Below are 23,185 nucleotides of genomic sequence, written 5' to 3' on the forward strand. Positions count from 1 at the left end.
GAAGGTCGAGTTCATCGACCAGTTCAAAGGTGAACACGGCGTCCAGCCGATCTGCGACACATTGAAAGATACCGATGCCGCGATCGCGCCGAGCACCTACTACGCCGCCAAGAGACGGCCGGAATCGGCCGTTCGAACCGTGATCGGGAGTTGACGTGTCCGCAGCTCCACCGTGAGCAGCGTGCCGGCCTCACGACGCCGCAACCCGCTGGCGAACAACACCTCCGCGAACGCCGCGTCCCGCCCGTCGTTGCGGCCCCGCCCCGAGCCATCCGGGTGGCCGTCCGCGCCGTACCCGCGCAAACCGACGTCCCGACACAGCCGGAAAGCCCTGGGGATCAACCACTTCACGTTCGACGAACGCGCATCCGTGGGTGCCAACTCCGCAACCTGCACCGGCGCCCCGTCGCGCGTGCGCACCGCCCGCAACCGCACCGGAATGGCCGCCACATGCCCCCGGGCAGCGGCCCATTCGTAGAGCATGCGCAGCGCCGCCAGTTCCCGAACCCACTTCGCCCCGCCGATCCGCCGAACGTTGCCCCGCCCGCGCAGCCGCCAGTCTTCCCCGTCCTCCAGGTCCTCCACACGGGCGTGGTCCCAGCCGCGGCCGCGCCCACAGGCCCGTAAGGAGATGCCGAGCAATCTGGCTACCCTCCAGCAGCGTCTGGAAGCATCACCGGCACAGCCGAACTAGCGCGGACGGCACTCGGGGGCTGACCCGAGGCGCATTTTCCGGGTGAGGCGATCAACGCTTCGGCGCACGCTGCGTGCTGGTGCGGATGGGTTTGGGGTGGGTTTCGTACATGCGGGCGGCGACGGCGAGGGCGCAGGCGCCGCTGACGGCGGCGGCCGCCCAGACGGCGGCGTGCATGCCCATCAGGTCGGCGACGATGCCGCCGGCGATGGCGCCGACGGCGTAGCCGCTGTCGCGCCAGACCCGGTAGATCCCGACGGCGCGGCCGCGCCAGGCCGGGTGCGCGACGTCGCCGATCACGGCGAGCAGGGTGGGGTAGACCATGGCGGTGCCGGCTCCGAGCAGCACAGTGCCTGCGGCCCACCCGAGGAAGGCGTCTGAGGCGGCGATCAGGGCGAGGGCGGCAGCTTGCAGGGCCATGCCGGCGGTGATCAGGTGTTTGCGGCCGATGCGGTCGGACAGGGCGCCGGTGACCAACTGGCCGGCGCCCCACACGCCGGGGTAGAGGGCGAACAGCAGCCCGATCTGGCCGGCGCCCAGGTCGGCGGTGGCGAACAGCAGCGGGAACAGGCCCCAGGCGAGCCCGAAGTTGAGGTTGAACCGTCCTGGACGAGGTGGAGACTCCTGATCTAACAAGGAGAATGCTGGTATGCCTGCACCGAAGAAGTACGACGCCGAGACCCAGGATCGCGCCGTCCGGATGTATCGGGACCGGATCGACGAGCACGGAGGCTCGAAGGTCGCAGCCCGGCGCCATGTCGGCGAGCTGCTCGACATCGCGCCGGCGACGCTGCGGAACTGGATCGAGCGGGAGGAGAGCCGCCAGGCCCCCGGCGCATCGTCTTCGGCACCTGACGTGTCGGCCGAGGTCGCCAGACTTCGCCGAGAAGTAACCGAATTGCGCAAAGCTAACGAGATTTTGAAGACCGCGAGCGCGTTTTTCGCGGCGGCGGAGGTCGACCGCCGACTGCGGTGATCGTCGACTACATAGACGTTCACCGCTCCCGTTTCGGGGTCGACCCGATCTGTACTTCCCGCTCCACCTCGGCCCGCCCGCTCCACGACACGTCACGATCGATCAGCTCGGTTTTGTAGAGACCGATCGTCGATTCCATCAATCCGTTGTCGAGGGCGTCCCCGACGCTGCCGATCGACCCGGCGATCCCCGAAGCGATCAACGCCTCGGTGAAGGCCAGCGACGTGTACTGACCAGGCTCAACCGGTGGAAGCAACACCTCGATAACGGAGGTGTGGGAATGGGACGACCACCCGGGTGGGCAGCAGCGTTGACGGGGCGTGCGGTGATGCGGTCACCGGGACGGCCTCCGATACGCCGAGATCTAGAGCGGGCATTCTGGACGCGGATCGCCGAGGGTCTCACGAGCGACGACGCAGCGACCACATGCGGCGTGTCGGGGCCGGTGGGGACACGGTGGTTCCGCCAGGCTGGTGGGATGCCACCGATCGAGTTGACCCCGGTCTCGGGGAGGTACCTGTCGTTCACCGAGCGTGAGGATATCGCGCTGCTGCGAGCCAAGGGTATGAGTATGCGCGACATCGCTGACCGGATCGGACGGTCACCGTCGACGATCTCGCGGGAGTTGCGGCGGAACGCCGCCACCCGCAATGGCAAGCTCACATACCGAGCGTCGACCGCACAGTGGAAGGCCGACCTCGCCGCGAGGCGCCCAAAACCAGCGAAGCTCGCCGAACACGATCGGCTACGAGAATATGTGCAGGACAAACTGTCTGGTGTGATTCGTGCCGACGATGGAACCGTGGTGTCCGGTCCGGATGCCGCTTGGATTGGCCGAAACAAGCCTCGGCGCGGTGATCGTCGGTGGGCGACGGCGTGGAGTCCGGAGCAGATCTCGAATCGCCTACCGATCGACTATCCGGAGGACCCGACGATGCGCATTTCACCTGAGGCGATCTACCAATCGCTCTACATCGAGGGTCGCGGCGGCCTGGAGCGGGAGCTCGTCGCGTGCTTGCGCACCGGCCGGGCGCTGCGAAAGCCTCGTGCGCGAGCACGGAAGCAGCGCACCGGATTTATCACCGAGGAGGTGACCATCAGCGCCCGTCCGGAGGAGGTCGAGAGCCGGAAGACGCCGGGGCATTGGGAGGGCGACCTCATCATCGGTCTGACCCGGTCCGCGATCGGCACGCTCGTCGAGCGCACCAGCAGATACACGACTCTACTACACCTGCCGCGACTGAAGGGCTATGGAACAGCGGCGATGGTGAAGAACGGGCCGGCGCTGTCCGGATATGGTTCGGAGTCCGTTCGTGATGCTCTGGCCGCGACGCTGTCACCGCTGCCCGAGCATCTACGCAGATCCGTGACGTGGGATCGCGGAAAGGAACTCGCGCGTCATGCCGAGCTGACGGCATCTACGGGTATCCGTGTCTACTTCTGTGATCCGTACAGTCCATGGCAGCGCGGAACGAATGAGAACACCAATGGGCTGCTGCGACAATATTTTCCGAAGGGAACTGATCTGTCCCGATACAAGTTCCGTGAGCTTCAGGCGGTCGCCGATGCGCTCAACAACCGCCCCCGAAAAGTGCACGGTTGGAGAACTCCAGCGGAAGTGTTTGCCGAACAGGTACACTCGTCCTCACGGCACGGTGTTGCGACGACCGGTTGAATCCGCCCTGGCTCCCCGCATCGCTGTGATGCACCAAACCCGTTGAGGTGAAACGGATGTCGGTTCTCCTGCGGGTGAACAACGCCTGCTCGAGCACTCCGGTGACCAACACGGTGGTCTTGGATGTCATCACCTGCCACCCGAGGATCCGGCGGGAGAACACGTCGACACAGAACGCCGTGTACACGAATCCGGTGAGTGTCCACACGTACGTAAAGTCCGCGACCCACCACTGATCGGGGCGGTCCGGGACGTCCCATTTCCTGTTGATCAGATCCGGGTGTCGTGGTGCCCGCTCGTCGCGCTCGGTGGTGGTCGTGCGGCGTTTGCCGCGGACCACCCCGCGGATCCCGCAGATCTTCATCAGGCGCGCCACCTGATCGCGCCCGATGTCGTGGCCGGCGTGTTTCATCGCCCACCAGATCTTGCGGGCACCGTAGAGGCGCTTGTTGGCCACGTACACCCTGTGCACGGCGTTGGCGGCGTACGCCTCGCCCAGGTCGGTGCCCGAGATGGGTCCGCGCTGCTTGGCCTTGTAATAGGTGGACGGGGCGATGCTGATGCCGTGCTCGGTGAGCACAGTACAGATCGGGTCGACCCCGAATTGGGAACGGTACGCGTCGATGTAGTCGACGATCACCGCAGTCGGCGGTCGACCTCCGCCGCCGCGAAAAACGCGCTCGCGGTCTTCAAAATCTCGTTAGCTTTGCGCAATTCGGTTACTTCTCGGCGAAGTCTGGCGACCTCGGCCGACACGTCAGGTGCCGAAGACGATGCGCCGGGGGCCTGGCGGCTCTCCTCCCGCTCGATCCAGTTCCGCAGCGTCGCCGGCGCGATGTCGAGCAGCTCGCCGACATGGCGCCGGGCTGCGACCTTCGAGCCTCCGTGCTCGTCGATCCGGTCCCGATACATCCGGACGGCGCGATCCTGGGTCTCGGCGTCGTACTTCTTCGGTGCAGGCATACCAGCATTCTCCTTGTTAGATCAGGAGTCTCCACCTCGTCCAGGACGGTTCAAACATCACGGCCGGGTGGCTGACCTGGTCAGCACGCACACCACCGAGGCCGAACGGGCGGCGCTGCGAGCCCAGCTCACCGAGGGCGACCAGGACCTGATCGACCGCATGCTCGACCGGAGGCTGGACGCATGAGTATCCCATCACACCCGCTCAGGCATGAGGCGCCGAGACTGGTCGACCCGACCCCGGACACCCCGGTCTTTCCCGCCGACCGCGCGCGGCCTGGCACCCGCGAGGCCGACATCCCGCGCTTCGGTGAGCTGCGCTGGCAGCTGGCGGCCTTGGCCCACGGCGCCGCGGGACGTTCGCTGACCGTCGACTGGGAGGGTGTCCCGGTATGTCTGCGGGCCGGGTTCATGCGCGCGGGCTGGGCAGTGATCAACCTTCCGACGCCGGACATACTGCTTCACCGCTCGGGTTCGTCCACCCGGCCGAGGCTGTCAGCGGGCAGCCTCAAACGCACCTTCTCGGCATGGAGGGGCTTCGCCCAGTGGCTGGACCAGCACCAGGTCACCTGCCTGGGGCAGATCGACCGCGTTGTGCTGGAGAAGTACGCGCAGTTCTTGGTCGAGCGTGGACTCACGCACGGCCCGGTCACCACCGAGATGTTCGCCATCACCAGGCGCCGAGGAAGCCGGTCTGCGGTGCAACAAGCTGACCCACAAGCACACCGGGCTGAAGGACCTGTTCTACGCGCTCGTGCGATCCCAGGACCACCGCCCCAAGATCGCCGACGGACTGCACGCCGACAACGATCAGCTCCGCACGAAACTCGCCGACCTCCGCGCCGAACACACCCGGCTCACAGACCAGGTCGCGACCTACGCCCGCGTCATCCACGTCCTGGAAGTGGAAAACGCCCAACTGCGCGAGCAAAGCCAGACCAACGACGTCGTCCGCCCACTGCAACGACACACCCACTGAGCCCCGAGCTTGGTCTCAGCACGCGCATAGTCGGTTCGGACCCGAGCGAGGAACAGAACTTGATCGACAACACGCGCAGACTTGACACGGAAGGTCACTTCCGCTCCGACCCCTCCTACCTGCCCGAGCTGCGGGATTACCTCGACACCCTGCTGCGTGACCGCGAAAGAGTCCGTGCAGCTACCGAACTCGACGACTGGGCCCGCGACGAGGCGGTGCCGTCGGAAGCGGAGATCACGAGGCTGAGGCAGTCGATCCGCCGCGTCCAACACGAGCTTGACGCACTCACCGAGGACGAGCGTGGACAGATCGAAGAAGCCGTTCGGGTAGTGCGTCGCACCCGACAGACCGTGCACCTCGGACTACCCACCACCGGGCCGCAAACGCTCGACCCACACCTCGAAACGCACTCATGACCTCGAACTCCACCGAACATCTGATCGCGGCCCGCCGCGGCGACAGCAACCGTCGACGGCAAAGAGTCCTCGACGCGCTTTCCCGGCTCCGCACCGACGGGGCGGAGATCACAATCTCTGCCGTCGCTCGCACCGCGAGAGTCGACCGCTCGTTCCTCTAATCGCCACCACGATCTCCGAGCCCAGATCCTGACAGTCGCCGCCGAACCTGAGCCGCCACCGTCGAGCACCCGCACCAGCTATCGGTCACTTCTGGCCGATGTAGCCAACCTGCGGGCACAAAACGAACGACTACGGCAGCAGAACACGAAACTCGCCGACAGACTCTCCGAGGTTCTCGGCGAACAGGTTCTCCACGGCGCCGGTCTCACCGGACACGACGAAATCGGCACCCTCCGGGAGCGGGCCGCCGAACTCGAACAGCAGCTCCTCGGCAGGAAACACGAGCTCCAGGACCGCGACGACGAACTCGCAGCCGCCCGCGCCACCAACCGAGACCTGATGGCAACCCTCAACGGCCGACCACAACCACCACGTGCCCAACCTGTAGTGCACACAAGCAGGCCGCTGACCAGCACAAATATGATTTCTGAACAAAAAGTTCCCGAGAGAAGCGTTGACCTGCGGTTTCGCGTAGCTTTCTCACCCTTCTGTCGGTGGCTTTTCTCATCGAAATGTCGCTTTCCTCGGCCGGCGGGGAGCTTCCACCGCTCGGCGCCGCCTGCCGGCCATCCCCATGAGTCGCTGACCTGGAGATTCGTTGGTCATCCGGTTCGCCGCCGACGAATTGGCGACAGAATAGTGAGAAGAGCGAAAAGTAGCGTGAGAACCTACAACACCAGATCCTACTCGGGTGTCACATCACGTGCCGTGCCCGCATGTCGGCGAAAACCGATGCCACGCGTACGACGTCGCCGGTCGTGGGTGCGTGGATCATCTGCCCGTTTCCGATGTAGATCGCGACATGCCCGGGACCGTTCGCACTCCAGTTCCCGAACAGGAGGTCGCCGGGTACTGCCTCCGACAGTGGGCGCTCGACTCCTACGTTCCATTGGGTTTCGGAGGTGCGGGGGAGTGTCACTTTGCCTGAGGTCGCGGTGTACACCGCGTACGAGGTCAGGCCGGAGCAGTCGAACCCGCCCTGGGAGGGGCCGTGAATGTTGCCGCCGCCCCACACATACGGAAGGCCGAGGAAGTTCATTGCGCTCTCGACGACCCGGGCGCCCAGCTCGGACAGGGCAGGTCCACCAAAGGGGGAGAGCAGCCGCGCGAAGTAGTCCTGGGCCGCGCGGATCTTCGCGACGTACGGTTTCGTCTGATTCTCGTAGTCGGGGCTACCCGAGGGCATTCCCCCGGAGGCGAGCACGGCACCAACCCCGGCATTGTATCCGGCGATCGCGAGATCGAGCGTGTCCCCGCGAACTCGTCCTTGGTGCTTCCACGTGTCGATCTGGTTGTACATGTCGCACAAGAGATGTCCTGACGCCATGACCGAGTCCGCGACGCCGAGAATATCGGCGGTGCCGTCGCCGTCGGCGTCCTTGCCGTAGGTGCGCCAGGTGCCGTCCATGAACTGGCCGGGACCCTTGGCGCCGACGGGTGACACCGGTGCGGTGGCACCGTAGCGGAATCCGTTCTCCGCCGAATACAGGGCCGCCAGTGTCGGCGCCGTGATCCCGTCACACAGTGCGCCGGCCTTGGTCAGCCACGGCACAAAGGTGGCGAACGCGTTGCCGGGGGCGAAGGTGAGGCGGGGCAGCACGCTGCTGGTCGGTGCGGCAAACGCGGTGTCGAGGGCGTTTGTGTTTGCCCAGCTCGAGACGCCGGAACTGTCGGTATTGCCGGGCTCGGGTACGACATCGCTGTCGGCCGGTGGCTCGGGCGCCGCCGGGGACGGATCCGGGCGTGGCGGCGCGTCGGCGGGTGGGAGCGGGAGCGGGGGCGCGGGCGGGGATTGAGGAGGAATCACCCCGGACAACGCCTGCGCGGCATTGTCGATCCCCTGCTGCGCAAACTGCTGTACGGGGGCGGGAAGCGTCGCCATCACGTCCCCGACCTGCTGATCCAGGGCCGGTGCTGCCTGTTCGACGACGGCCAGGGTGTCGGTGACCTGCGTTTCCACCTCTGGTGGCAGGTTAGTGCTGTTCGCGGCGCCACCGGCGGCGATCACGATCGCCGCAATGATGGCGGAGGGGTCGGACATCTTTCGCTCGTTTCTCTACATCGGACAGTCGTCTTCGAGTTCCGGTGCCGGGCTAGCTCGTGCCATGACTTCGGTCACGGGGCGCTCCAATCATGGACATCAACGGCGCCGAGTTCCTCAGTAGCGGAATCGAAATCGCTGTAGAGCTCGTGTTCGTCGAAACTTTCCTGGATCGCGATCTGGGCGCTCTCGGGGAGGGTGTGCATGATGTCGCGGACGCGTTCCTGGCGGCGGGCGACGGCCTGGCGGAACGGCATCCCCGGTGTCGCCTTCATCTGCGGGACGATGCCCTCGACGTCGTCGACCCCGCCGGCGTGGTGGCCGGCGTCGACCATCGCCTGTTCGGCGGCCATGGTGGCCTCGTCCTTCTCCTCGGACATGCCGATCGGGCCGATCATGGTGCCGTTGAGGAACTGTTTGACCACCGGCTCCTCACTGGTGAGCAGCACCTCGCGGGGGCCGAACATCACCAGCTTCCGCCGGAAGAGCATCCCGATGTTGTCCGGCACCGTGCGGGCGAGGTTGATGTTGTGCGAGACGATCAGGATCGTCGCGTCGATCTCGGCGTTGATGTCGATCAAGGTCTGCGAGATGTAGGTGGTGCGCACCGGGTCCAGGCCGGAGTCCGGCTCGTCGACGAGGATGATCTGCGGGTCGAGCACCAGGGCGCGGGCCAGGCCGGCGCGCTTGCGCATACCGCCGGAGATCTCGCCGGGCAGCTTGTCCTCGGCCCCGAGCAGACCGACGAGTTCCATCTTCTCCATCACGATCTTGCGGATCTCGGACTCGGACTTCTTGGTGTGCTCGCGCAGCGGGAACGCCACGTTGTCGTACAGGTTCATCGAGCCGAACAGGGCGCCGTCCTGGAACAGCACGCCGAACAGCTTGCGGATCTCGTACAGCTCCTTGGACGAGCACTCGAGAATGTTGGTGCCGTCGATCACGATCGACCCCTGCTCCGGGCGGAGCAGACCGATCAGCGACTTCAGGAACACCGACTTACCGGTTCCCGACGGGCCCAGCAACGCGCTGACCTCACCGGCCGGCAGGGTCAGCGACACGTCCTGCCAGATCCTCTGCGAGCCGAACGACTTGGTCAGGTCGCTGACTGAAACTTCGACACCCATCGAGTCTTCCTTACGTCGATTCGTGAATTTTCGGGAAGGGATACATCACGCAGTCGGTGCTCCGCGGTTCACACCGGGGACATCTCGGTGATCTGCCAGGAATCTCCATCGCGGTGCAGCGACACCTGAACGCGGCTGCCGTCCAGCTTGGGGGCGGGACTGTCGGTACTGGTCGTGGACTGATTGAGAAACATCAGCACGGTGGCAGCGTCAGCGGAGGCCGAGACAACCGAGGACTCCACGACGGTGGCCGAGGTGACCACCTGCCGCTGCTTCGCGGACGGAATGATGACGTCCTTGCTCACGCTCTCGAACTGAGTGCGGAACTCACCCCCGAGGTGCTCGAGCGAACCGGTGAAGTGGTCGTCGACCGTGTTGAAGTCGTAGGACAGGATGTCGGGAACCAACTGCGCGGCCTGCGTGAGCGCCTGCTGCCGGGTGTCCTCCTGGCTCCGGCCCTCGTGTGCGCGGATCGTCAATGTCACGCTGCCGACTGTCACCGCGACCGCCAGCACGCCGAGGCCCGCGACCAACAGTGTGCGTTTACGGCTGCTCCACGTGTCGAAGAGCGAGGAGATGCGAGCGATGTAGGTAATCATGCGACGAACTCCACATCGGAAACGAGCCAGCGACCGTCGACGAGGTCGAGGGTCAATTTCATGCGGTAGACCCGCATCTCACCGTCGGGGGCCTCGGTGTTCTTGACCGTCGACGTCACTGCCGCGAGGACGGTGGCGTGATCGTCCGACGAGTCGATGATGCCGGCGGACTTCACTTCGCCGGTCGACTCGACCTGACCCTGATTCAGTACATCCCCGAAACCCCCCGAGGACGTGGCGAACTGGTCGTGGAACGGTCCGGTCGTGCCGTCGGCGACCTTCTTGATGTCCTCGTCGACGCTCTGGTGACGGAGGGTGACCAAGTTGGTTGACATTTGGGTGGCGGTATCGAGGATGGAGACATCACGGGCCGCGGCGGCGTCCGTGGTCCGCCAGTCGCTCCACGATCTCACCCCCCACACCGAACCGGCCAGCACGATCGCACCGAGGAACACGACCGCAGCGAGGATGAGACCGCCGCCCCGCCGTCGTGCGGGGCCGCCGGAGTCCTCGGCGGCGTCCGTCGATGTTTCGGGTGGTCGTTCGGGTCGATCGAGGACGTTGTCGTCGTCGATCGTGTCCAGTGCTAGCGCAGCAGCAGACTTTGCCATGTCAGTTCCTCCTCGGACTGGGTTGGGGATGTGGCGTCGATGGAGTACAGGGCGCCGTCTGGGGCGCGGAAGGCGCCGGTGATCGGGTCGTAGGGAGCGGTGGCGACCGCAGGGGCCTGCCGGCTGGACCAGGCCGCCGGGGTCGCCGCGACAGGAGCCTGCTGAGAGTTGTCCGACTGCTGCGGCTCCGGCGCTGCTGTGGGCGGCGCGGGCGGTGCGCTCGGTGCAGGGGCGTAGGGCTGCCCGGGCCGGGCCAGCATCTGCGGCCAGCTCGAGGGCAGACCGCCGGGGCATTCGCCGACCTCCGCGGTCCGCACGGAGGGGTCGGTGGCGCAGGGAAGGTTCCGGGCACCGCGCACCACACGCGGCTCGTTTGGCGGCAACGTACAGTACGAGCTGGTGGCGGGCTCGGCCGGCGAAAGATCGCTGGGATCGCGCCGCTGTGTTTCCTCATAGCCCTCGGTGCAGGGCAGCGGGTTGGCGGTGTTGCCCAGTTTGATATCGAGGGGGCCCTGACCATACGTGCGGTCCGCGCCTTGCACACCCTGATGCATGTGATTGATCGCGGCGGACATTGCCGGGTAGATCACCAGGATCTGGCGGATACCGGGAACGTTGACTCGCAATACCTCTCCGACGCTCTGCAGATTCGCCAGCAGCAGCGGCAGCGACGGCTGCAGGTCGGCGAGTGTTCCGCCGAACGCATCAAAGAAGGCAGGACCGTTGTCGAGGGTTCCCCGGATCTGGGCGTCGTTCATGGTCAGCTGCTCGGTGAACGAAGCCAGGTCGGTGGAGAAACGCGCGATATCGGGACCCGCTGAGTTCACCGCCGTCAGAACCGGTTCCGCGTCGGTGATCAGGGTAGTGGTCGGGCCCAGGTTGGCCTGGGCGAGGGCGATGAGCGGGCGGGACGAGTCGATCAGACGCGAGAGGGTGGGACCGGCGCCGTCGAAGGCGGCGTAGGCCTCGTCGACCGTGGTCTTCAAGTCGTCCTTCGGCAGTCCCTCGAGGAGGGTGCTGACCTCGTCGACGACCTGCGCTGCCGATACCGGCAACGTTGTCCGGGACCGATCGATGACGTCGCCATCGGCCAGGAACGGACCCTGGGATGTGGGCGGCACCAGATCGACATACTGTTCGCCGATCGCCGAGACGCTGCGCACGTAGGCGTCGGTCGATTTCGGGATCGGGTGGTCCGAGTCCAATTGCAGGTGCACGGTCACGTGATCGGGGGTCACGTCGAGCGACCTGACCACACCGACATCGACGCCGCGATAGGTGACGAGCGCGCTCGCGTACAGGCCGCCGGCGCGTTCGAGTTCGACATCGACCGAGTACATTCCGATACCCGAGAGCCGGTTGAATCCCATGTAGCTGTAGACGGAATTGGCGACAGCCACGACCGCGACAAGGGTGAAGATCACGAGTTGGGCTCGGACCAATTTCGAGCGCATCAGCGCTGACCTCCCTGCGGTTGGGGCGCCCCGGCGGCTGGGGTCGCGGCCGGAGGTGCACTCGCGGGCCGCTCGGTGGGAACGAGTAGCGGGTTGGCCGCCTGCCGCGCCGGGTTCAGTCCCGCCAGTTCGGACACCGGGATGCTTCCGAGGACCTTGCCGCCCACGGTCTCGGCAGTCAGATCGAGGGTGAGGAACAAATTCACGTAGTCGCCTCGGATCGCCCGATCCGTGGTTTCGACCGGGAACGGAAGCGTGGCAGCAATCTTGAGGGCCTCCGGGATGGAATCGCCTACCGAGGCGAGATGGCTCAGGGTCGGCTGTAGTGCAGTGAGATTGGCGTGCAGATCCTCGCGGCTACTGTCAAGGACCTTGGTCGCGACCTCCCCGAACTGGCCGACACTGGTCAGCATTGTCGTGAGCTGCTTCTGCTGATCGTTGAGTACCTGTGCCGCTGGGGTGATCGTCTCGATACCGCGATCGAGGGTGGCGTTCTGCGCCGCGAGCTCGGCGCCGAGCCGGTCGAGTCCATCGATCGCCCGGACGATATCCGCGCGTTGTTGGTCGAGGTTTCCCACGACGGTCTCGAGGTTGCCGAACAGCTCGTGCAGGTTCTGCTCCCTGCCGTCGAGCACCCGAACGAGTTCGGAGGTGACCGTGCGGATTTGCTGCAGTCCACTGCCATTCAGTACCAACGACAGTGCCGACAAAACCTCTTCGGTCGACGCGTACTGGCTGGTGCGGGCGATGGGAATGACGGCGCCGTCCGCCAGCGTCCCGACCGGTTGTTCACCGGAGGGAACCGACAGCTCCAGGTACTGGGAACCGAGAACACTGGTCTGCGCCAATTTCGCACCGACGTTCGCCGGGATCCGTGCGTCCGCGCGCAGTTCGAGTGTCAGGCGCGCGATCCAGTTCTCCCCACCGATGCTGGCGATGTTTCCGACGATCACATTGTCGGCTTTCACGGGGGAGTTGCCGACCAGATTCTGAATATCGGCCAGCTCGACCGTGACTTCGTAGGTGTCACCGCTGATGGCGTTACCGGGCAACGGGATCGAGTTGATTCCGTCGAAGCGGCACCCGGTGGCAGTCACCGCCACACCGAGTGTCAGGGCGGTGCAGGCACTCAATTGCCTGATCGAGATCATCGTGTTCCTCCGCTCGGTGCCGGTGCCACCGCTTTCTGGACCAGTCCGGTGGCGAGCGCACCGGTGGCTTTGGAACATTCGTCGGCCGGCGCATTGGCCGTGGTGAGCAGTGCGCAAATCAGCGACCGGGGGTCCGGCGGAAGGTCGGAGACTGCAATCGCGGCCGTCAGCGAGTTCGAGTCGGGATCGTAGATGTTGTAGAAGTTCGACAGTGAGGTCGGCGCAGTGTGCAGGATCGAGGCGAGGGTGTCTTCCCGGTCGACGAGCTGGCGGGTGAGGTCGGTGAGCTTACCGACGTCGGTGGTCAGTGCCCCCCGGTTGTTCTGAAGGAACGCGGTGACCTCGTTGAACGTGGCGAGCATGCTGTTGAGCAGGGCGTCGAGCTCGGTGCGGTTGTCGTTGAGCATCGACGACGTCGTGGCCAGTTCACGGCTGAACGCGGTGATCTGCTGTTCGTTGGTGGCCAACGCCGAGGTGAAGGTCTGCAGGTTTCGGACGGAGGCAAACAGATCCTCTCCGCCTTTGCTGAGAGTGCTAGTGGCGTCGGAGAGCTGTACCAGCGAGTCGTGCAGGGTTTGCCCGTTCCCGCGGAGAGCATCCGCGGTGTTCGTCACGAAGCGGTTGAGCGAACCGTCGGGGTCCTCGGGTGTGCGTCCCACGTCCTGTGCGAGCTTGACGACCTGTTCCTTGACCTCGTCGAATTCGACTGGAACTGCGGTGCGCTCGACGGGGATCGTCTGCCCGTCTGCCATTTTGTCGCCGCCGACGTAAGCGGGGGCAAGTTGGATGTATCGACCGGTGACCAGAACCGGGGCGACAATGGCAGCTTTGGCGTCGGCGGGGACGTCGTACTTTCCGTCGTAGCTGAATTCGACGCGGACCTGGTCGCCTTCGGGCACGATGTCGTTGATCTGGCCGACCTCGACGCCGAGGATCATGACACGGTCGCCGACATAGAGTCCGCTCGTGCTGCGAAAGAAGGCGGTGATGTGGTGCGTGGAGTGCCCGGTGACCCAGGCTCCGGTGCCCAGTACCAGGGCGGCGACGATCACCACGAGAAGCAGAATCTTCGCCGGCACGCGCGAGGTGGTCCTCGTGGCCATCATCGGGGACCTCCGAGGCTGCCGGGGACCTGACCTGCCAGGTTCGCGGGAAGGATGTTGTGCAGGAGAGCGCTGAAGAACGGTCCGCTGCCCACGACGTCGCCGATCTGCTGGGCGTAACGCTCGAGTCCGGTCAGGGAGGCGTTGATGTTGTCGTAGTTGTTATTCAAGGTCGTGACCAACGTGTCCATCTGTTCGAGAGTGGGTGCAAGTGTGGCCTCGTTGTCCCGCTTGAGGGCGGTGAGTTCGTCGGCGATCTCGCGGGTTTGTACGAGGATGCGGTGGATGGAGTCGGCGCGCTGATTGAGCGAATCGAACAGGGACTGACCCTGCCCGAGTAGCGCGGCGACACGCTGACTGCGCTCGGCGAGCACTGTGCTCACCCCGGCGGTGTTGGTCAGTAGGTGCCGTAGGTCGGCGTCCCTACTGGCCACCGTCTCGGACAACCGGGACAGGCCGGTCAGCGAGGACTTCAGGTCGGGTGGCAGGGCCTCTTCGACCGCGGAGAGTTGGTCGAGTGCACCGGACAAATCGACGGTGTCCGTCTTGGAGACCTTGTCGGTCACTTCCTCGAGCGACCGGGTGACGTCGTAACCGGACGTGGTGCGTGAGACCGGGATCGTGTCGCCTCGCCCCAGCTCCCCCTCTCCCTCCGGGGTCAGTTCGATGTATCGGCGCCCGAGTGCGGTTTCGACCTTGATGGCAGCACGAGTGTCGTTGCCCAGGCGCGCGTCGCCGCTGTCTGCGTCGAATTCGACTTCGACCTTGTCTCCGTTGAGGGAGATCTCCCGCACCTTGCCCACCTTGACGCCGGCGATCTGGGCGGTGTCACCCACCACGAGGCCGCTGGCGTCAAGGAACTCAGCGTGGTACGTCTTCGGACCGATGCCTGGGATGGTGTCGAAGTTGAGTGCGACGGCGAGGACGCCGACGAGGACGAGGGTTCCGATCACACCGAGTCGGATCGGGTTCCGTTCGAGGAACGACTTGGTTGCCATCACTTGCACCTTTCGGCGGGCGCGGTGAACATCGGCGTGACTCCGCCGGGGCCCTGCGCGTACTTGATTGCCAGTCCGCACACGAACAAGTTGACGAAGCTTCCGTATCCGCCTGCCCGCGCGGTCAGCCGGTAGGTCTCGGGAAGCTTGCTCAAAACGAGATTCACGGTGTCGGTCTGTGCGTTGAGCTGGCCGGCCAGGTCACCGAGCGCGGACACATCCTGGGCGATGGGCGGCCGGTTCTCCGTGAGAACGGTCGCCATGGCGTTCGAGGCGTCGTCGATCTGGCCCAGCGAGTGGCTGATCAAATCCCGGTCGTCGTTGAGGCCGGCGACCAGTTGCTGTAGTTGGTCGACCAGGGTTGCGAACTGGTCGCGTCGGTTGTTGACGGTCCCGAGCACGGCGTTGAAGTTCGCGATGACCTGGCCGATGGCCTGGTCGCGGTCGGCGAGTGCATTGGTGAAGGTGTCGATCTGGGAAATCAGCTGGCTGATGCTTGCTTCCTGCCCGTTGAGAACCTGGATCAATGACGCGGATAGTTGGTTGGTCTGGTCCGGATCCAGGCCCTGGAGCAGGGGACGAAAGCCGTTGACAACCTGGTCCAGATCCAACGCAGCCGTTGTCTGAGCGAGTGGTATCGGAGCCTGGAGCGGACTCGGGTCGAAGGAACCCGGGGACAGGTCGACATAGCGGTCGCCGATCAGATTCTTGTACTTGATCTTCGCCTCGGTCGCCGCGGTCAGCGGGCGCTCGGTGGAGAGAGAGAAGGTGACCAACGCCGTGCCGTCGGAGTTGACCGAGACGTCGGTGACCTTACCCATGGGCACTCCCGCCACACGCACGTCTGAACCGCTTCCGAGGCCGGATGCGCTGGTGAAGACCGCACTGTAGGCGTGCGTGCTGCCGAAACGGAGGTTACCGACAACCGTTGCGACACCGAATCCCGTCAGGGTGGTCACCAGTACGAAGATCAGCAACTTCAGGCTGGGCGAAGTCTTCGTCATCGCAGACCTCCTAGGAAGAACTGCGCGAAGGGGTTTCCGATCAGATCCATCGGGGTCCGTGCGGGTCGGTAGGCGGCACTGCCGTCATCGAAATCGGTGTGTCCCTGCGGCTGTGACCAGTCGTCGCAGGCGACGGGCCCATCGGCTCGCACCACCGGGAGGTTGGCCGGATTCGTGTACGGCGGATCTCCCATCAGCAGGGTGCCGAGGATGTTCAATCCGGGCTGATCACTACCTCCGAGGGTGCGTTCGAGGTAGGTGTTGGTCTGCACGAGGCTCTCGACCAGGCAGGGCAGTGTCGGCGCACGCTGCGCCAGCAGTTCGGTGGTCGGGGCCAGGGAGGACAGCGACTCGGTCAGCGGGGTCCCGCTGGTCTCGAAGAAGGAGCGTCCGCTGTTGCCGAAGCTGGTGAAGCTGAGCAGGAATGCCTTGAACTGGTCTTGGCGGTCGGTGAGGGTCGTCGCCGTCGTGCTGGCCTGGTCGACCGTTTCCATCACGTCCGGTGCCGCGGCTGCGAGGACGTCGGTGGTCTCGGCTCCGCGCACCAAATCGCGCCGCAGGGTGGGCAGGCTGTTGTTGAAGCTCGCCAGGTAGGTATTGAGTTCGACCAGAGTGTCACCGAGCTGGTCGCCGCGGCCGTGTAGCGACGTGGCGAGTGCGTTCAGCGTTCCGTTGACCTTCTCCGGTTCCACCGTCCGTAGCACGGTGACCAACGACTCGAGAAGGTCGTTCACTTCCGTGGCCACCTGGCCCGTCGAGAGGACCGTGCCGGCCGAGATAGTCTCCGGCGAAGGTGATTCCGGCGGGTCGAGTGTGACGAACTTGCGGCCGAACAGGGTGGTGGGGTCGATCGCGGCGGAGACATTCGCGGCGATCGAGTGTGCACGTCCTTTGTCGATGTCCATGGAGATCTCGGCGTGCCCGTCGACCAGCTTGACGCCCGTGACCCGGCCGACGACGACCTCGCGCATCTTCACGTCCGAGCCGGGTTCGAGCATCAGGCCGGCCCGGGTGGAATAGAGCTTGACCGGAACAGCGGAGGTGAAGCTTCCCCGGTAGACGGCGATTGAAGTCGCGGTCGCGAGTGCTCCGACTGCGACCATGACGAGACCGAGTGCAACGTAGGCTCGTCGGCTGCGTTCTGCAAGGTGTCCACTCATGTCAGCCCGACACCCTCACTGCCCCAGCGGAGCCGCCATAGACCGCGATACCGATGAGCAGGTCGATCACCATGATGGAGATCAGCGACGTCCGGACTGCCCGGCCGACCGCGACACCCACACCCGCCGGACCACCACTGGCGTTGTACCCGTGATAGCAGTGCACGCACATCACCACCACGGACATCGCGAGCACTTTCACTGCCGACCAAATCACATCGCTGGGAACGAGGAAGACGTTGAAGTAGTGCCAGAACGTTCCTTTCGCCTCCCCGATCATGTAGACGGTGACGAGTTGGGTCGCGGCGTAGCCGACGAACAATGCCACCGAGTAGAGCGGGATCACCGCGATCACCCCGGCCATCACGCGGGTCGTGACCAGGTAGGGGAGGGAGGGGATGGACATGGTTTCCATCGCGTCGATCTCCTCGCTGACCCGCATGGCGCCGAGTTGTGCAGTGAATCCGGCACCGACGGTCGCGGTCAACGCGATGCCGGCGATCGCCGGTATGGCCTCCCGGGTATTGAAGAATGCGGAGATGAATCCGGACAATGCGCCGATTCCGACACGGCCGAGAGAGGTGGCCCCCTGCTGGCCGACCTCGTAACCGACCGCGGCGGTCAGCAACGAGATGACCATGAGCGTCCCGCCGATCACCGCCAGCGCTCCGGTTCCCATGCTCACTTCTGCCAAGAGCCGGACCGTTTCGGCGCGATAGCGGCGGAATGTTCGCGGAATCGCCGCGATCGTGTGGTTGTAGAAGGAGAACTGTCGGCCCATCTCCTCGAGATGGCTGACCGGCGCATCAATCACCTTGAGCGCGACGGCACGGGCTCTCCGGGTACCCGAAGGCTGGTTCGATTTCGACACGAGCTTCCCGTCGTCGGTTACGTGCGGATTCTGCAAAGAGTTCATAGGTCGTCAGTGCATTGCCAAGGTGGTGATGATCGAGTTCGCCAGAAACAGCAGCAGGAAGCTGAACACCACCGTCTGATTGACAGCATCCCCCACGCCTTTCGGCCCGCCCCTCACGTTCAGGCCGAGATGGCAGGCAACCAACCCGGCGAGCATGCCGAATACGGCAGCCTTGATCTCGGCGACGAAGAAATCACCGAGACCGGTAATGATGGAGATTGCCGTGACGTACTGCCCGGGTGATGCGCCCTGCATGTACACGGTGGCGATGTAGCCGCCGACGAGGCCGACGGCCGACACGAGGCCATTGAGGAAGATCGCGATGAAGGTCGACGCCAATACCCGCGGAACACAGAGACGGTGAATGGGATCGATGCCGAGGACTTTCATCGCGTCGATCTCCTCGCGGATGGTTCGCGATCCCAGATCCGCGCAGATCGCCGTAGAACCGGCGCCGGCCACCACCAGAACAGTGACGATGGGGCCGATTTCCCGGACGATCGCGACACCCGCGCCGGCGCCGGCGAGATCGACCGCACCGATCTCAGCGAGGAGGATGTTGATCTGGTAGACGAACATCATGCAGAACGGGATTGCCATCAACAGCGCGGGCATGATCGACACACTGGCGATGAACCAAGCCTGCTGGAGGAACTCCCGCAGGTGAAACGGCCGCTTGAACATGCAGCGATACGTCTCGAGCGAAGTCGCGTAGAAGGCGCCCACCGCGCGTGGCGCCACCCGTAGTGCTGCCCTCGCCTTGGCGCTTCTTTCGCCAGGCGTGACCGATCTGTCCAGCAGTTGCACGTTAGTCCTCCGTGCTCATGAATTGGGTGCCCGAATGTGAGCCACGCCAATTCGATGTGTTCAGCATGAAGCCCGATAGGCGTTGGGAGAGCCGTGGGGAGAGCGGGGAAACGGCCCCGCGATCACAGCTTTCGCGGGGCCGTTTCCGCATGCACATGGGTAGAACCGGTCACCCCACATTCGTGATTGTCAGCCTGCCGTCCGCGTGGTCCGCGCGCAGCAGCTTCTTATCGAACTTTCCCACGCTGGTACGGGGGACCTGCTCGATGAACGTCCACTGTTCGGGCAGCCACCACCGTGGCACCTGGTCGGCGAGCCACGATTGCAGCTCCTTCGGAGCAATAGCCGCTCCCTCTCGCAGCACAATGACTGCGAGCGGACGTTCCTGCCACTTCGGGTCTGGCACTGCGATCACCGCAGCCTCGAAGATATCGGGGTGCCCGATCAGGATGTTCTCCAGTTGCACCGAGGAGATCCACTCGCCACCGGACTTGATCACATCCTTCGCCCGGTCCGTCAAGGTCAGGAAGCCTCCGCGGTCGATGTGACCGACGTCGCCGGTTCGCAGCCAACCATCGTGGAACCTGTCCTCGTCCGCCACCTTGTAATACGAGGCGGCGACCCAGGGTCCGCGAACCTCCAACTCGCCCACAGCCTCGCCATCGTGCGGCAACACCGCGCCGTCATCTGCGACGATTCGCATCTCGACTCCACACACGGCGCGACCCTGTGTCGACCGCACGCGCCAGGCCTCTTCGGGGGAAGCCCCCACCGGCGGCCGTGCGACCGAAGCAAGCGGCGAGGTTTCGGTCATTCCCCATGCCTGCAAGACGGTGACCCCGAGCTGCTCCTCGAATGCCTCCATCAACGAGCGTGGCACCGCAGATCCGCCGCAGGCCACCAGCCGCAGCGACGAGAAGTCCAATTGAGGATTCTTCTCGGCATGCAGGAGAACGTCGTTCCAAATCGTTGGCACCGCACCGGCTACGGTGGGCCGCTCCGTGTGGACCATCTGCGTGAGCGGACCTGCTTGCAGAAACCGGTCCGGCATGAGCAATTCGGCGCCCGCCATCAGCGCCGCGTAGGGCAGGCCCCACGCATTCGCGTGAAACATCGGCACGATCGGCAGGACGCGGTCGGCCTCGCAAATACCCAAGCCGTTTCCGGTGCATGCCGCCATCGAGTGGAGATACATGGATCGGTGGCTGTACACCACGCCCTTGGGATCACCTGTGGTGCCGCTGGTGTAGCACATCGCCGCTGCGGAGGTCTCGTCCACTGTGGGCCAAGGATATTCATCCGATTCCCCGGCTAGTGCCTCTTCGTAGCGAAGCACCTCGGGACCTTTGCCGTCGAGCGCCGAAACGTCGCCTTCGCCGGTGACCAGCACCGTCCGTACCGACTGCAAATCGGGTAGTACGGGCGCGAGCAGGGGCACCAGGGACGAGTCCACGATGATGACTCTGTCCTCCGCGTGGTTGGCGACGTAACGGATCTGTTCTGCGGAGAGCCTGATGTTCAGTGTGTGCAGTACGGCGCCCATGGCGGGGACGGCGCAGTACGCCTCCAGATGTTCCTGGTTGTTCCACTGGAAGGTGGCCACCCGATCATCCCCGGTGACTCCGAGGCGTCGCAGGGCAGAGGCCAGGTTTGCACACCGCTCACCGATCTCGCGGTAGCTCGAACGGCGGAAACCCTGTTCGGTGGCGCTGATCACCCGCCTGTCGCCGTGCACGCCGGCGGCGTGATGGAGTATCGACGCCACCGACAGGGGAGCGCTCTGCATCGTGCCTTGCATCAGTTGGATTCCTTGTGGACTCGGCGTGCGGTATCGCTGGTCATTTCTGCTGGAGGTCGCTGCGGCCGTCGGCCTCGAGCATCGCCCTGTACGCGGGGAACAGCAGTTTCGCAGTCGGGACGAGCTTGAGGATCTTCTGCACCGGACCCTTGGTCCGCACCTGGCCCTTGGCCATTGCCACCGACAGGTTCACTTTGCCCTGCCAGAATCCATTGCCCGTGTCCGCGGACATGAACAACTCGACATCCGGCTTGATATCGGTCGCGCCCGCGAACACCTTGCCGTTGGGCAGGTCGACCGTCACGGTCGCGTCGGGGTCGGTGTAATTGATCTGCAGGACAACGCCCGACGCGGAGAGCTTGGGTCCGATCTCGGGATCTGCCAGTCCCTTCTCGAAGACCCCGCCGATGTACTTGTGGACCTCTGCATCGTTCTTGAATACGCCCATGAGAATGATCCTTTCGTGTGTTTGACGTTGTGAAGATTCGGTCGTGTGCCAAGTGACCCGTGGTCAGTCCAGGCTGATCCAAACGGATTTGGTCTGCGTGTATCCCAGCAAGGATTCCTCGCCGAGGTCTCGCCCGTACCCCGATGCTTTGTAGCCACCGAACGGCGCCGCGGGATCGAGCATGTTGTACATGTTGACCCAGACGGTGCCCGCCTCGAGCTCCCGCGCCACCCGGTGCGCCCGCTTGAGGCTATCGGTCCACACACCTGCTGCGAGTCCATAGGCACTGGAGTTGGCGCGGCGCACCACTTCCGCTTCGTCGTCGAAGGTCAGCACCGACAGCACCGGCCCGAAGATCTCCTCCGTGGCGATCGACATGTCGTCACGCACATCGGTGAAAATCGTTGGTGTGAGGAAGTGCCCGTTACTGAGCGCGCCCCCCGGATACTCACCACCACAGACGAGGGTGGCGCCCTCCCGGGTGCCCGCGCGTACGAAGCCCTCGACGCGGTCCAGCTGCATCGCGGAGACCAATGGGCCCATCTCGGTACTCTCGTCCAACCCATGACCGAGCTGAATCGCTCGGGTGGCCGCCTCCAGCTCGGCTACGAGTTCGTCGTGGACGTCGCGGTGGACAAAGAGCCGGGAACCTGCACAACACACCTGTCCCTGGTTGAGGAAGATGGCGGCTAATGCGCCCTGTGCCGCGGCGTTGAGATCGGCATCCGGGAAGACGATGTTTGCGGACTTTCCACCCAGCTCGAGGGTGAGCTTCTTGATGCTCGGCGCGCTGGCGGTGATGATCCTGCGCCCCGTTTCGGTCGATCCGGTAAACGAGACCTTCGCAACCTTAGGATGATCAATCAGGGCTTGGCCCGCCTCCGGGCCGAACCCGGTGACCAGGTTGAGGACTCCGGGGGGCAGTCCGGCCTCGAGTGCGATTTCGGTCAGTCGGAGCGCGCTCAGCGAGGTATGTTCGGACGGCTTGAGGACTACGGTGTTGCCTGCCGCCAGCGCGGGGGCCACCTTCCAGGAAGCGATCAGTAACGGAAAGTTCCACGGCGCGATCGCGCCGATCACCCCCAGCGGTTCTCGTTGTGTGTAGACCAGTGCCTCTCCTACCGCCGGTGAAACCGGCAGAGTCCGGCCGGCGAGTTTCGTTGTCCACCCACCGAAATATCGCCAGATTTGGCTGGCCAGGCTCACGTCGATATACAACGACTCCGACAGCGGCTTGCCGTTGTCGAGGGTCTCGAGAGTGGCCAGTTCCTCCGCGTGCGCCTCGATCGCGTCCGCGACGTCGAGCAATATCCGACCTCGAGCGGCGGGGCTCAGGCGGCGCCAGGCCTGGAAGGCCACACTTGCGGAGTCGACGGCCCGATCCACGTCGATCGCGCCGCCCGCCGAAATGTTGGCCAGGACTGCGCCAGTCGCCGGGTCCGTGGTGGGAACCTCACTGCCGTCCGCTGCCGCCAACTTCTCTGTCCCGATCACGATGCTCGCGGAAGCGCTGCGCAAGAAAGACTGCACCGCCTCGGGTATGTCCACCGACATCATGGTCATCGGCCACTGCCTTTCTGTGTAGAAGATTACTTCAGAATTTCCTTGCGGCGCAACGCAGCCCGAACAATTGTGAGTGGCTGTCGAATGGTTGCGGCACATTTCACGACCGACGAGGTGCGGCGCAAGTGCGGAGGCCTCTTTTGTCGAGGAAATACGACCGAGGCGATTCTCAACCGACGATTGTCATTTTTCGTCGAGCGTCTTCACGTACTCGGAATCGGCGATCGGAAGGTCGACATTACTCGAACCACCTGGACTGCCGAGATCCTTGGTTACTTCCCTCGACGATTCTTGGAAGGGCTGCCACTGCTCATCGACCTTTTGTGCGGGACGGATGGCACTGACGGGACACACCGGCTCGCATGCACCGCAGTCGATGCACTCGTTCTGATGAATGTAGAGCATCCGGCCGCCCTCGTAGATGCAATCTACCGGGCATTCTTCGATGCACGACTTGTCCATAACGTCCACACACGGTTCACCAATGACGAATGCCATCAGATCTACCTCCTTGCTATTTGCGTGACAAACTTTGCCGAC

At 64.5% G+C, this 23,185-nt stretch carries 22 protein-coding genes, 4 pseudogenes and 2 other annotated features; of the genes and pseudogenes, 5 read left to right on the plus strand and 21 right to left on the minus strand.

Annotated features, from left to right (window positions below; all coding sequences use genetic code 11):
- Nucleotides 1-99 precede the first annotated feature (99 nt).
- Both GO592_RS39290 and GO592_RS39295 read right to left on the minus strand, forming a co-directional pair.
- Nucleotides 100-585, minus strand: a complete 486-nt coding sequence (locus GO592_RS39290) for a hypothetical protein (protein WP_007297330.1) — start codon at nucleotides 583-585, stop codon at nucleotides 100-102.
- 160 nt (nucleotides 586-745) lie between these two features.
- Nucleotides 746-1,291, minus strand: a pseudogene (locus GO592_RS39295) (MFS transporter); the annotation flags it as partial.
- A gap of 52 nt (nucleotides 1,292-1,343) precedes the next feature.
- Between GO592_RS39295 and GO592_RS39300 the strand changes: the two are divergent.
- Nucleotides 1,344-1,753 (plus strand): annotated as a pseudogene (locus tag GO592_RS39300) (transposase); the annotation flags it as partial.
- Nucleotides 1,628-1,736: a sequence feature (AL1L pseudoknot), on the plus strand. It overlaps the preceding pseudogene by 109 nt.
- Here the strand turns inward: GO592_RS39300 and GO592_RS39305 are convergent.
- A pseudogene (locus tag GO592_RS39305) lies at nucleotides 1,726-1,902 on the minus strand (IS3 family transposase); the annotation flags it as partial. The pseudogenes GO592_RS39300 and GO592_RS39305 sit on opposite strands and share 28 nt — an antisense overlap.
- Nucleotides 1,903-1,950: 48 nt before the next feature.
- On the opposite strand from GO592_RS39305, the gene GO592_RS39310 reads away from it, so the two are divergent.
- The gene (locus tag GO592_RS39310) at nucleotides 1,951-3,345 is read left to right on the plus strand and encodes an IS30 family transposase (protein ID WP_043827253.1); all 1,395 of its coding nucleotides are present in this window, start codon (nucleotides 1,951-1,953) and stop codon (nucleotides 3,343-3,345) included.
- Between the two features lie 7 nt (nucleotides 3,346-3,352).
- Here the strand turns inward: GO592_RS39310 and GO592_RS39315 are convergent.
- A pseudogene (locus GO592_RS39315) lies at nucleotides 3,353-4,308 on the minus strand (IS3 family transposase); the annotation flags it as partial.
- Nucleotides 3,893-4,024: a sequence feature (AL1L pseudoknot), on the minus strand. It overlaps the preceding pseudogene by 132 nt.
- Before the next feature lie 628 nt (nucleotides 4,309-4,936).
- On the opposite strand from GO592_RS39315, the gene GO592_RS39320 reads away from it, so the two are divergent.
- The 3 genes from GO592_RS39320 to GO592_RS39330 are packed head-to-tail and all read left to right on the plus strand — an operon-like array spanning nucleotide 4,937 to nucleotide 5,864.
- Nucleotides 4,937-5,287, plus strand: a complete 351-nt coding sequence (locus tag GO592_RS39320) for a hypothetical protein (protein ID WP_007297922.1) — start codon at nucleotides 4,937-4,939, stop codon at nucleotides 5,285-5,287.
- Between the two features lie 59 nt (nucleotides 5,288-5,346).
- Complete coding sequence (locus GO592_RS39325) at nucleotides 5,347-5,703, plus strand: hypothetical protein (protein ID WP_007297923.1); 357 nt, start codon at nucleotides 5,347-5,349, stop codon at nucleotides 5,701-5,703.
- Nucleotides 5,700-5,864 (plus strand): hypothetical protein, encoded by a 165-nt coding sequence (locus GO592_RS39330; RefSeq protein ID WP_007297924.1) that lies wholly within the window; start codon nucleotides 5,700-5,702, stop codon nucleotides 5,862-5,864. Before GO592_RS39325 ends, GO592_RS39330 begins: the two co-directional genes overlap by 4 nt.
- Nucleotides 5,865-5,994: 130 nt before the next feature.
- Here GO592_RS39330 and GO592_RS39335 read toward each other — a convergent pair whose 3' ends face one another.
- From GO592_RS39335 to fdxA, 17 genes are all read right to left on the minus strand, one after another.
- Nucleotides 5,995-6,258, minus strand: a complete 264-nt coding sequence (locus GO592_RS39335) for a hypothetical protein (protein ID WP_231869113.1) — start codon at nucleotides 6,256-6,258, stop codon at nucleotides 5,995-5,997.
- Between the two features lie 301 nt (nucleotides 6,259-6,559).
- Nucleotides 6,560-7,906, minus strand: coding sequence for a C40 family peptidase (locus GO592_RS39340; protein WP_007297926.1), 1,347 nt, complete (start codon nucleotides 7,904-7,906; stop codon nucleotides 6,560-6,562).
- A 74-nt stretch (nucleotides 7,907-7,980) separates the two neighbouring features.
- Nucleotides 7,981-9,033 (minus strand): ABC transporter ATP-binding protein, encoded by a 1,053-nt coding sequence (locus GO592_RS39345; RefSeq protein ID WP_012686926.1) that lies wholly within the window; start codon nucleotides 9,031-9,033, stop codon nucleotides 7,981-7,983.
- A gap of 68 nt (nucleotides 9,034-9,101) precedes the next feature.
- Nucleotides 9,102-9,632, minus strand: coding sequence for a hypothetical protein (locus GO592_RS39350; protein WP_007297927.1), 531 nt, complete (start codon nucleotides 9,630-9,632; stop codon nucleotides 9,102-9,104).
- The gene (locus tag GO592_RS39355; RefSeq protein ID WP_007297928.1) at nucleotides 9,629-10,243 is read right to left on the minus strand and encodes a hypothetical protein; all 615 of its coding nucleotides are present in this window, start codon (nucleotides 10,241-10,243) and stop codon (nucleotides 9,629-9,631) included. The genes GO592_RS39350 and GO592_RS39355 overlap by 4 nt, the downstream gene beginning before the upstream one ends.
- Nucleotides 10,219-11,697, minus strand: a complete 1,479-nt coding sequence (locus GO592_RS39360) for an MCE family protein (RefSeq protein ID WP_007297929.1) — start codon at nucleotides 11,695-11,697, stop codon at nucleotides 10,219-10,221. Before GO592_RS39360 ends, GO592_RS39355 begins: the two co-directional genes overlap by 25 nt.
- Entirely contained in the window at nucleotides 11,697-12,848 is a 1,152-nt protein-coding gene (locus GO592_RS39365; protein ID WP_007297930.1) for an MCE family protein, read from the minus strand. Before GO592_RS39365 ends, GO592_RS39360 begins: the two co-directional genes overlap by 1 nt.
- Nucleotides 12,845-13,954: an MCE family protein gene (locus GO592_RS39370; protein WP_012686927.1), complete on the minus strand. Its 1,110-nt coding sequence runs from the start codon at nucleotides 13,952-13,954 to the stop codon at nucleotides 12,845-12,847. Before GO592_RS39370 ends, GO592_RS39365 begins: the two co-directional genes overlap by 4 nt.
- Nucleotides 13,951-14,949, minus strand: coding sequence for an MCE family protein (locus tag GO592_RS39375; protein ID WP_007297932.1), 999 nt, complete (start codon nucleotides 14,947-14,949; stop codon nucleotides 13,951-13,953). Before GO592_RS39375 ends, GO592_RS39370 begins: the two co-directional genes overlap by 4 nt.
- A complete protein-coding gene (locus tag GO592_RS39380) occupies nucleotides 14,949-15,953 on the minus strand; it encodes an MCE family protein (RefSeq protein ID WP_007297933.1) in 1,005 nt (334 codons plus the stop codon). The genes GO592_RS39375 and GO592_RS39380 overlap by 1 nt, the downstream gene beginning before the upstream one ends.
- A complete protein-coding gene (locus GO592_RS39385) occupies nucleotides 15,950-17,113 on the minus strand; it encodes an MCE family protein (RefSeq protein ID WP_012686928.1) in 1,164 nt (387 codons plus the stop codon). Before GO592_RS39385 ends, GO592_RS39380 begins: the two co-directional genes overlap by 4 nt.
- A gap of 1 nt (nucleotide 17,114) precedes the next feature.
- Nucleotides 17,115-18,029 carry an MlaE family ABC transporter permease gene (locus tag GO592_RS39390; RefSeq protein ID WP_012686929.1) on the minus strand — a complete coding sequence of 305 codons (915 nt, stop codon included), beginning with the start codon at nucleotides 18,027-18,029 and terminating at the stop codon, nucleotides 17,115-17,117.
- Between the two features lie 6 nt (nucleotides 18,030-18,035).
- Nucleotides 18,036-18,836 carry an MlaE family ABC transporter permease gene (locus GO592_RS39395; protein WP_012686930.1) on the minus strand — a complete coding sequence of 267 codons (801 nt, stop codon included), beginning with the start codon at nucleotides 18,834-18,836 and terminating at the stop codon, nucleotides 18,036-18,038.
- 169 nt (nucleotides 18,837-19,005) lie between these two features.
- Complete coding sequence (locus GO592_RS39400; protein ID WP_007297937.1) at nucleotides 19,006-20,634, minus strand: fatty acid--CoA ligase; 1,629 nt, start codon at nucleotides 20,632-20,634, stop codon at nucleotides 19,006-19,008.
- Nucleotides 20,635-20,674: 40 nt separating this feature from the next.
- Complete coding sequence (locus GO592_RS39405; protein WP_007297938.1) at nucleotides 20,675-21,082, minus strand: SCP2 sterol-binding domain-containing protein; 408 nt, start codon at nucleotides 21,080-21,082, stop codon at nucleotides 20,675-20,677.
- Nucleotides 21,083-21,145: 63 nt separating this feature from the next.
- The gene (locus tag GO592_RS39410) at nucleotides 21,146-22,645 is read right to left on the minus strand and encodes an aldehyde dehydrogenase family protein (protein WP_007297939.1); all 1,500 of its coding nucleotides are present in this window, start codon (nucleotides 22,643-22,645) and stop codon (nucleotides 21,146-21,148) included.
- A gap of 183 nt (nucleotides 22,646-22,828) precedes the next feature.
- A complete protein-coding gene (gene fdxA / locus GO592_RS39415; protein ID WP_007297940.1) occupies nucleotides 22,829-23,143 on the minus strand; it encodes a ferredoxin in 315 nt (104 codons plus the stop codon).
- Between the last annotated feature and the right edge of the window lie 42 nt (nucleotides 23,144-23,185).

It is taken from the genome of Rhodococcus sp. 21391 (assembly GCF_016772255.1).
Taxonomy (GTDB): domain Bacteria; phylum Actinomycetota; class Actinomycetes; order Mycobacteriales; family Mycobacteriaceae; genus Rhodococcus_F; species Rhodococcus_F opacus.

Bases quoted from the DNA above. Each gene is read 5' to 3' on its own strand.
- GO592_RS39370 (WP_012686927.1), bottom strand. From the start codon at position 13,954: ATGATGGCCACGAGGACCACCTCGCGCGTGCCGGCGAAGATTCTGCTT.
- GO592_RS39410 (WP_007297939.1), bottom strand. From the start codon at position 22,645: ATGACCATGATGTCGGTGGACATACCCGAGGCGGTGCAGTCTTTCTTG.
- GO592_RS39380 (WP_007297933.1), bottom strand. From the start codon at position 15,953: ATGACGAAGACTTCGCCCAGCCTGAAGTTGCTGATCTTCGTACTGGTG.
- GO592_RS39405 (WP_007297938.1), bottom strand. From the start codon at position 21,082: ATGGGCGTATTCAAGAACGATGCAGAGGTCCACAAGTACATCGGCGGG.
- GO592_RS39400 (WP_007297937.1), bottom strand. From the start codon at position 20,634: ATGCAAGGCACGATGCAGAGCGCTCCCCTGTCGGTGGCGTCGATACTC.
- GO592_RS39365 (WP_007297930.1), bottom strand. From the start codon at position 12,848: ATGATCTCGATCAGGCAATTGAGTGCCTGCACCGCCCTGACACTCGGT.
- GO592_RS39360 (WP_007297929.1), bottom strand. From the start codon at position 11,697: ATGCGCTCGAAATTGGTCCGAGCCCAACTCGTGATCTTCACCCTTGTC.
- fdxA (WP_007297940.1), bottom strand. From the start codon at position 23,143: ATGGCATTCGTCATTGGTGAACCGTGTGTGGACGTTATGGACAAGTCG.
- GO592_RS39355 (WP_007297928.1), bottom strand. From the start codon at position 10,243: ATGGCAAAGTCTGCTGCTGCGCTAGCACTGGACACGATCGACGACGAC.
- GO592_RS39390 (WP_012686929.1), bottom strand. From the start codon at position 18,029: ATGAACTCTTTGCAGAATCCGCACGTAACCGACGACGGGAAGCTCGTG.
- GO592_RS39330 (WP_007297924.1), top strand. From the start codon at position 5,700: ATGACCTCGAACTCCACCGAACATCTGATCGCGGCCCGCCGCGGCGAC.
- GO592_RS39375 (WP_007297932.1), bottom strand. From the start codon at position 14,949: ATGGCAACCAAGTCGTTCCTCGAACGGAACCCGATCCGACTCGGTGTG.
- GO592_RS39385 (WP_012686928.1), bottom strand. From the start codon at position 17,113: ATGAGTGGACACCTTGCAGAACGCAGCCGACGAGCCTACGTTGCACTC.
- GO592_RS39345 (WP_012686926.1), bottom strand. From the start codon at position 9,033: ATGGGTGTCGAAGTTTCAGTCAGCGACCTGACCAAGTCGTTCGGCTCG.
- GO592_RS39340 (WP_007297926.1), bottom strand. From the start codon at position 7,906: ATGTCCGACCCCTCCGCCATCATTGCGGCGATCGTGATCGCCGCCGGT.
- GO592_RS39350 (WP_007297927.1), bottom strand. From the start codon at position 9,632: ATGATTACCTACATCGCTCGCATCTCCTCGCTCTTCGACACGTGGAGC.
- GO592_RS39310 (WP_043827253.1), top strand. From the start codon at position 1,951: ATGGGACGACCACCCGGGTGGGCAGCAGCGTTGACGGGGCGTGCGGTG.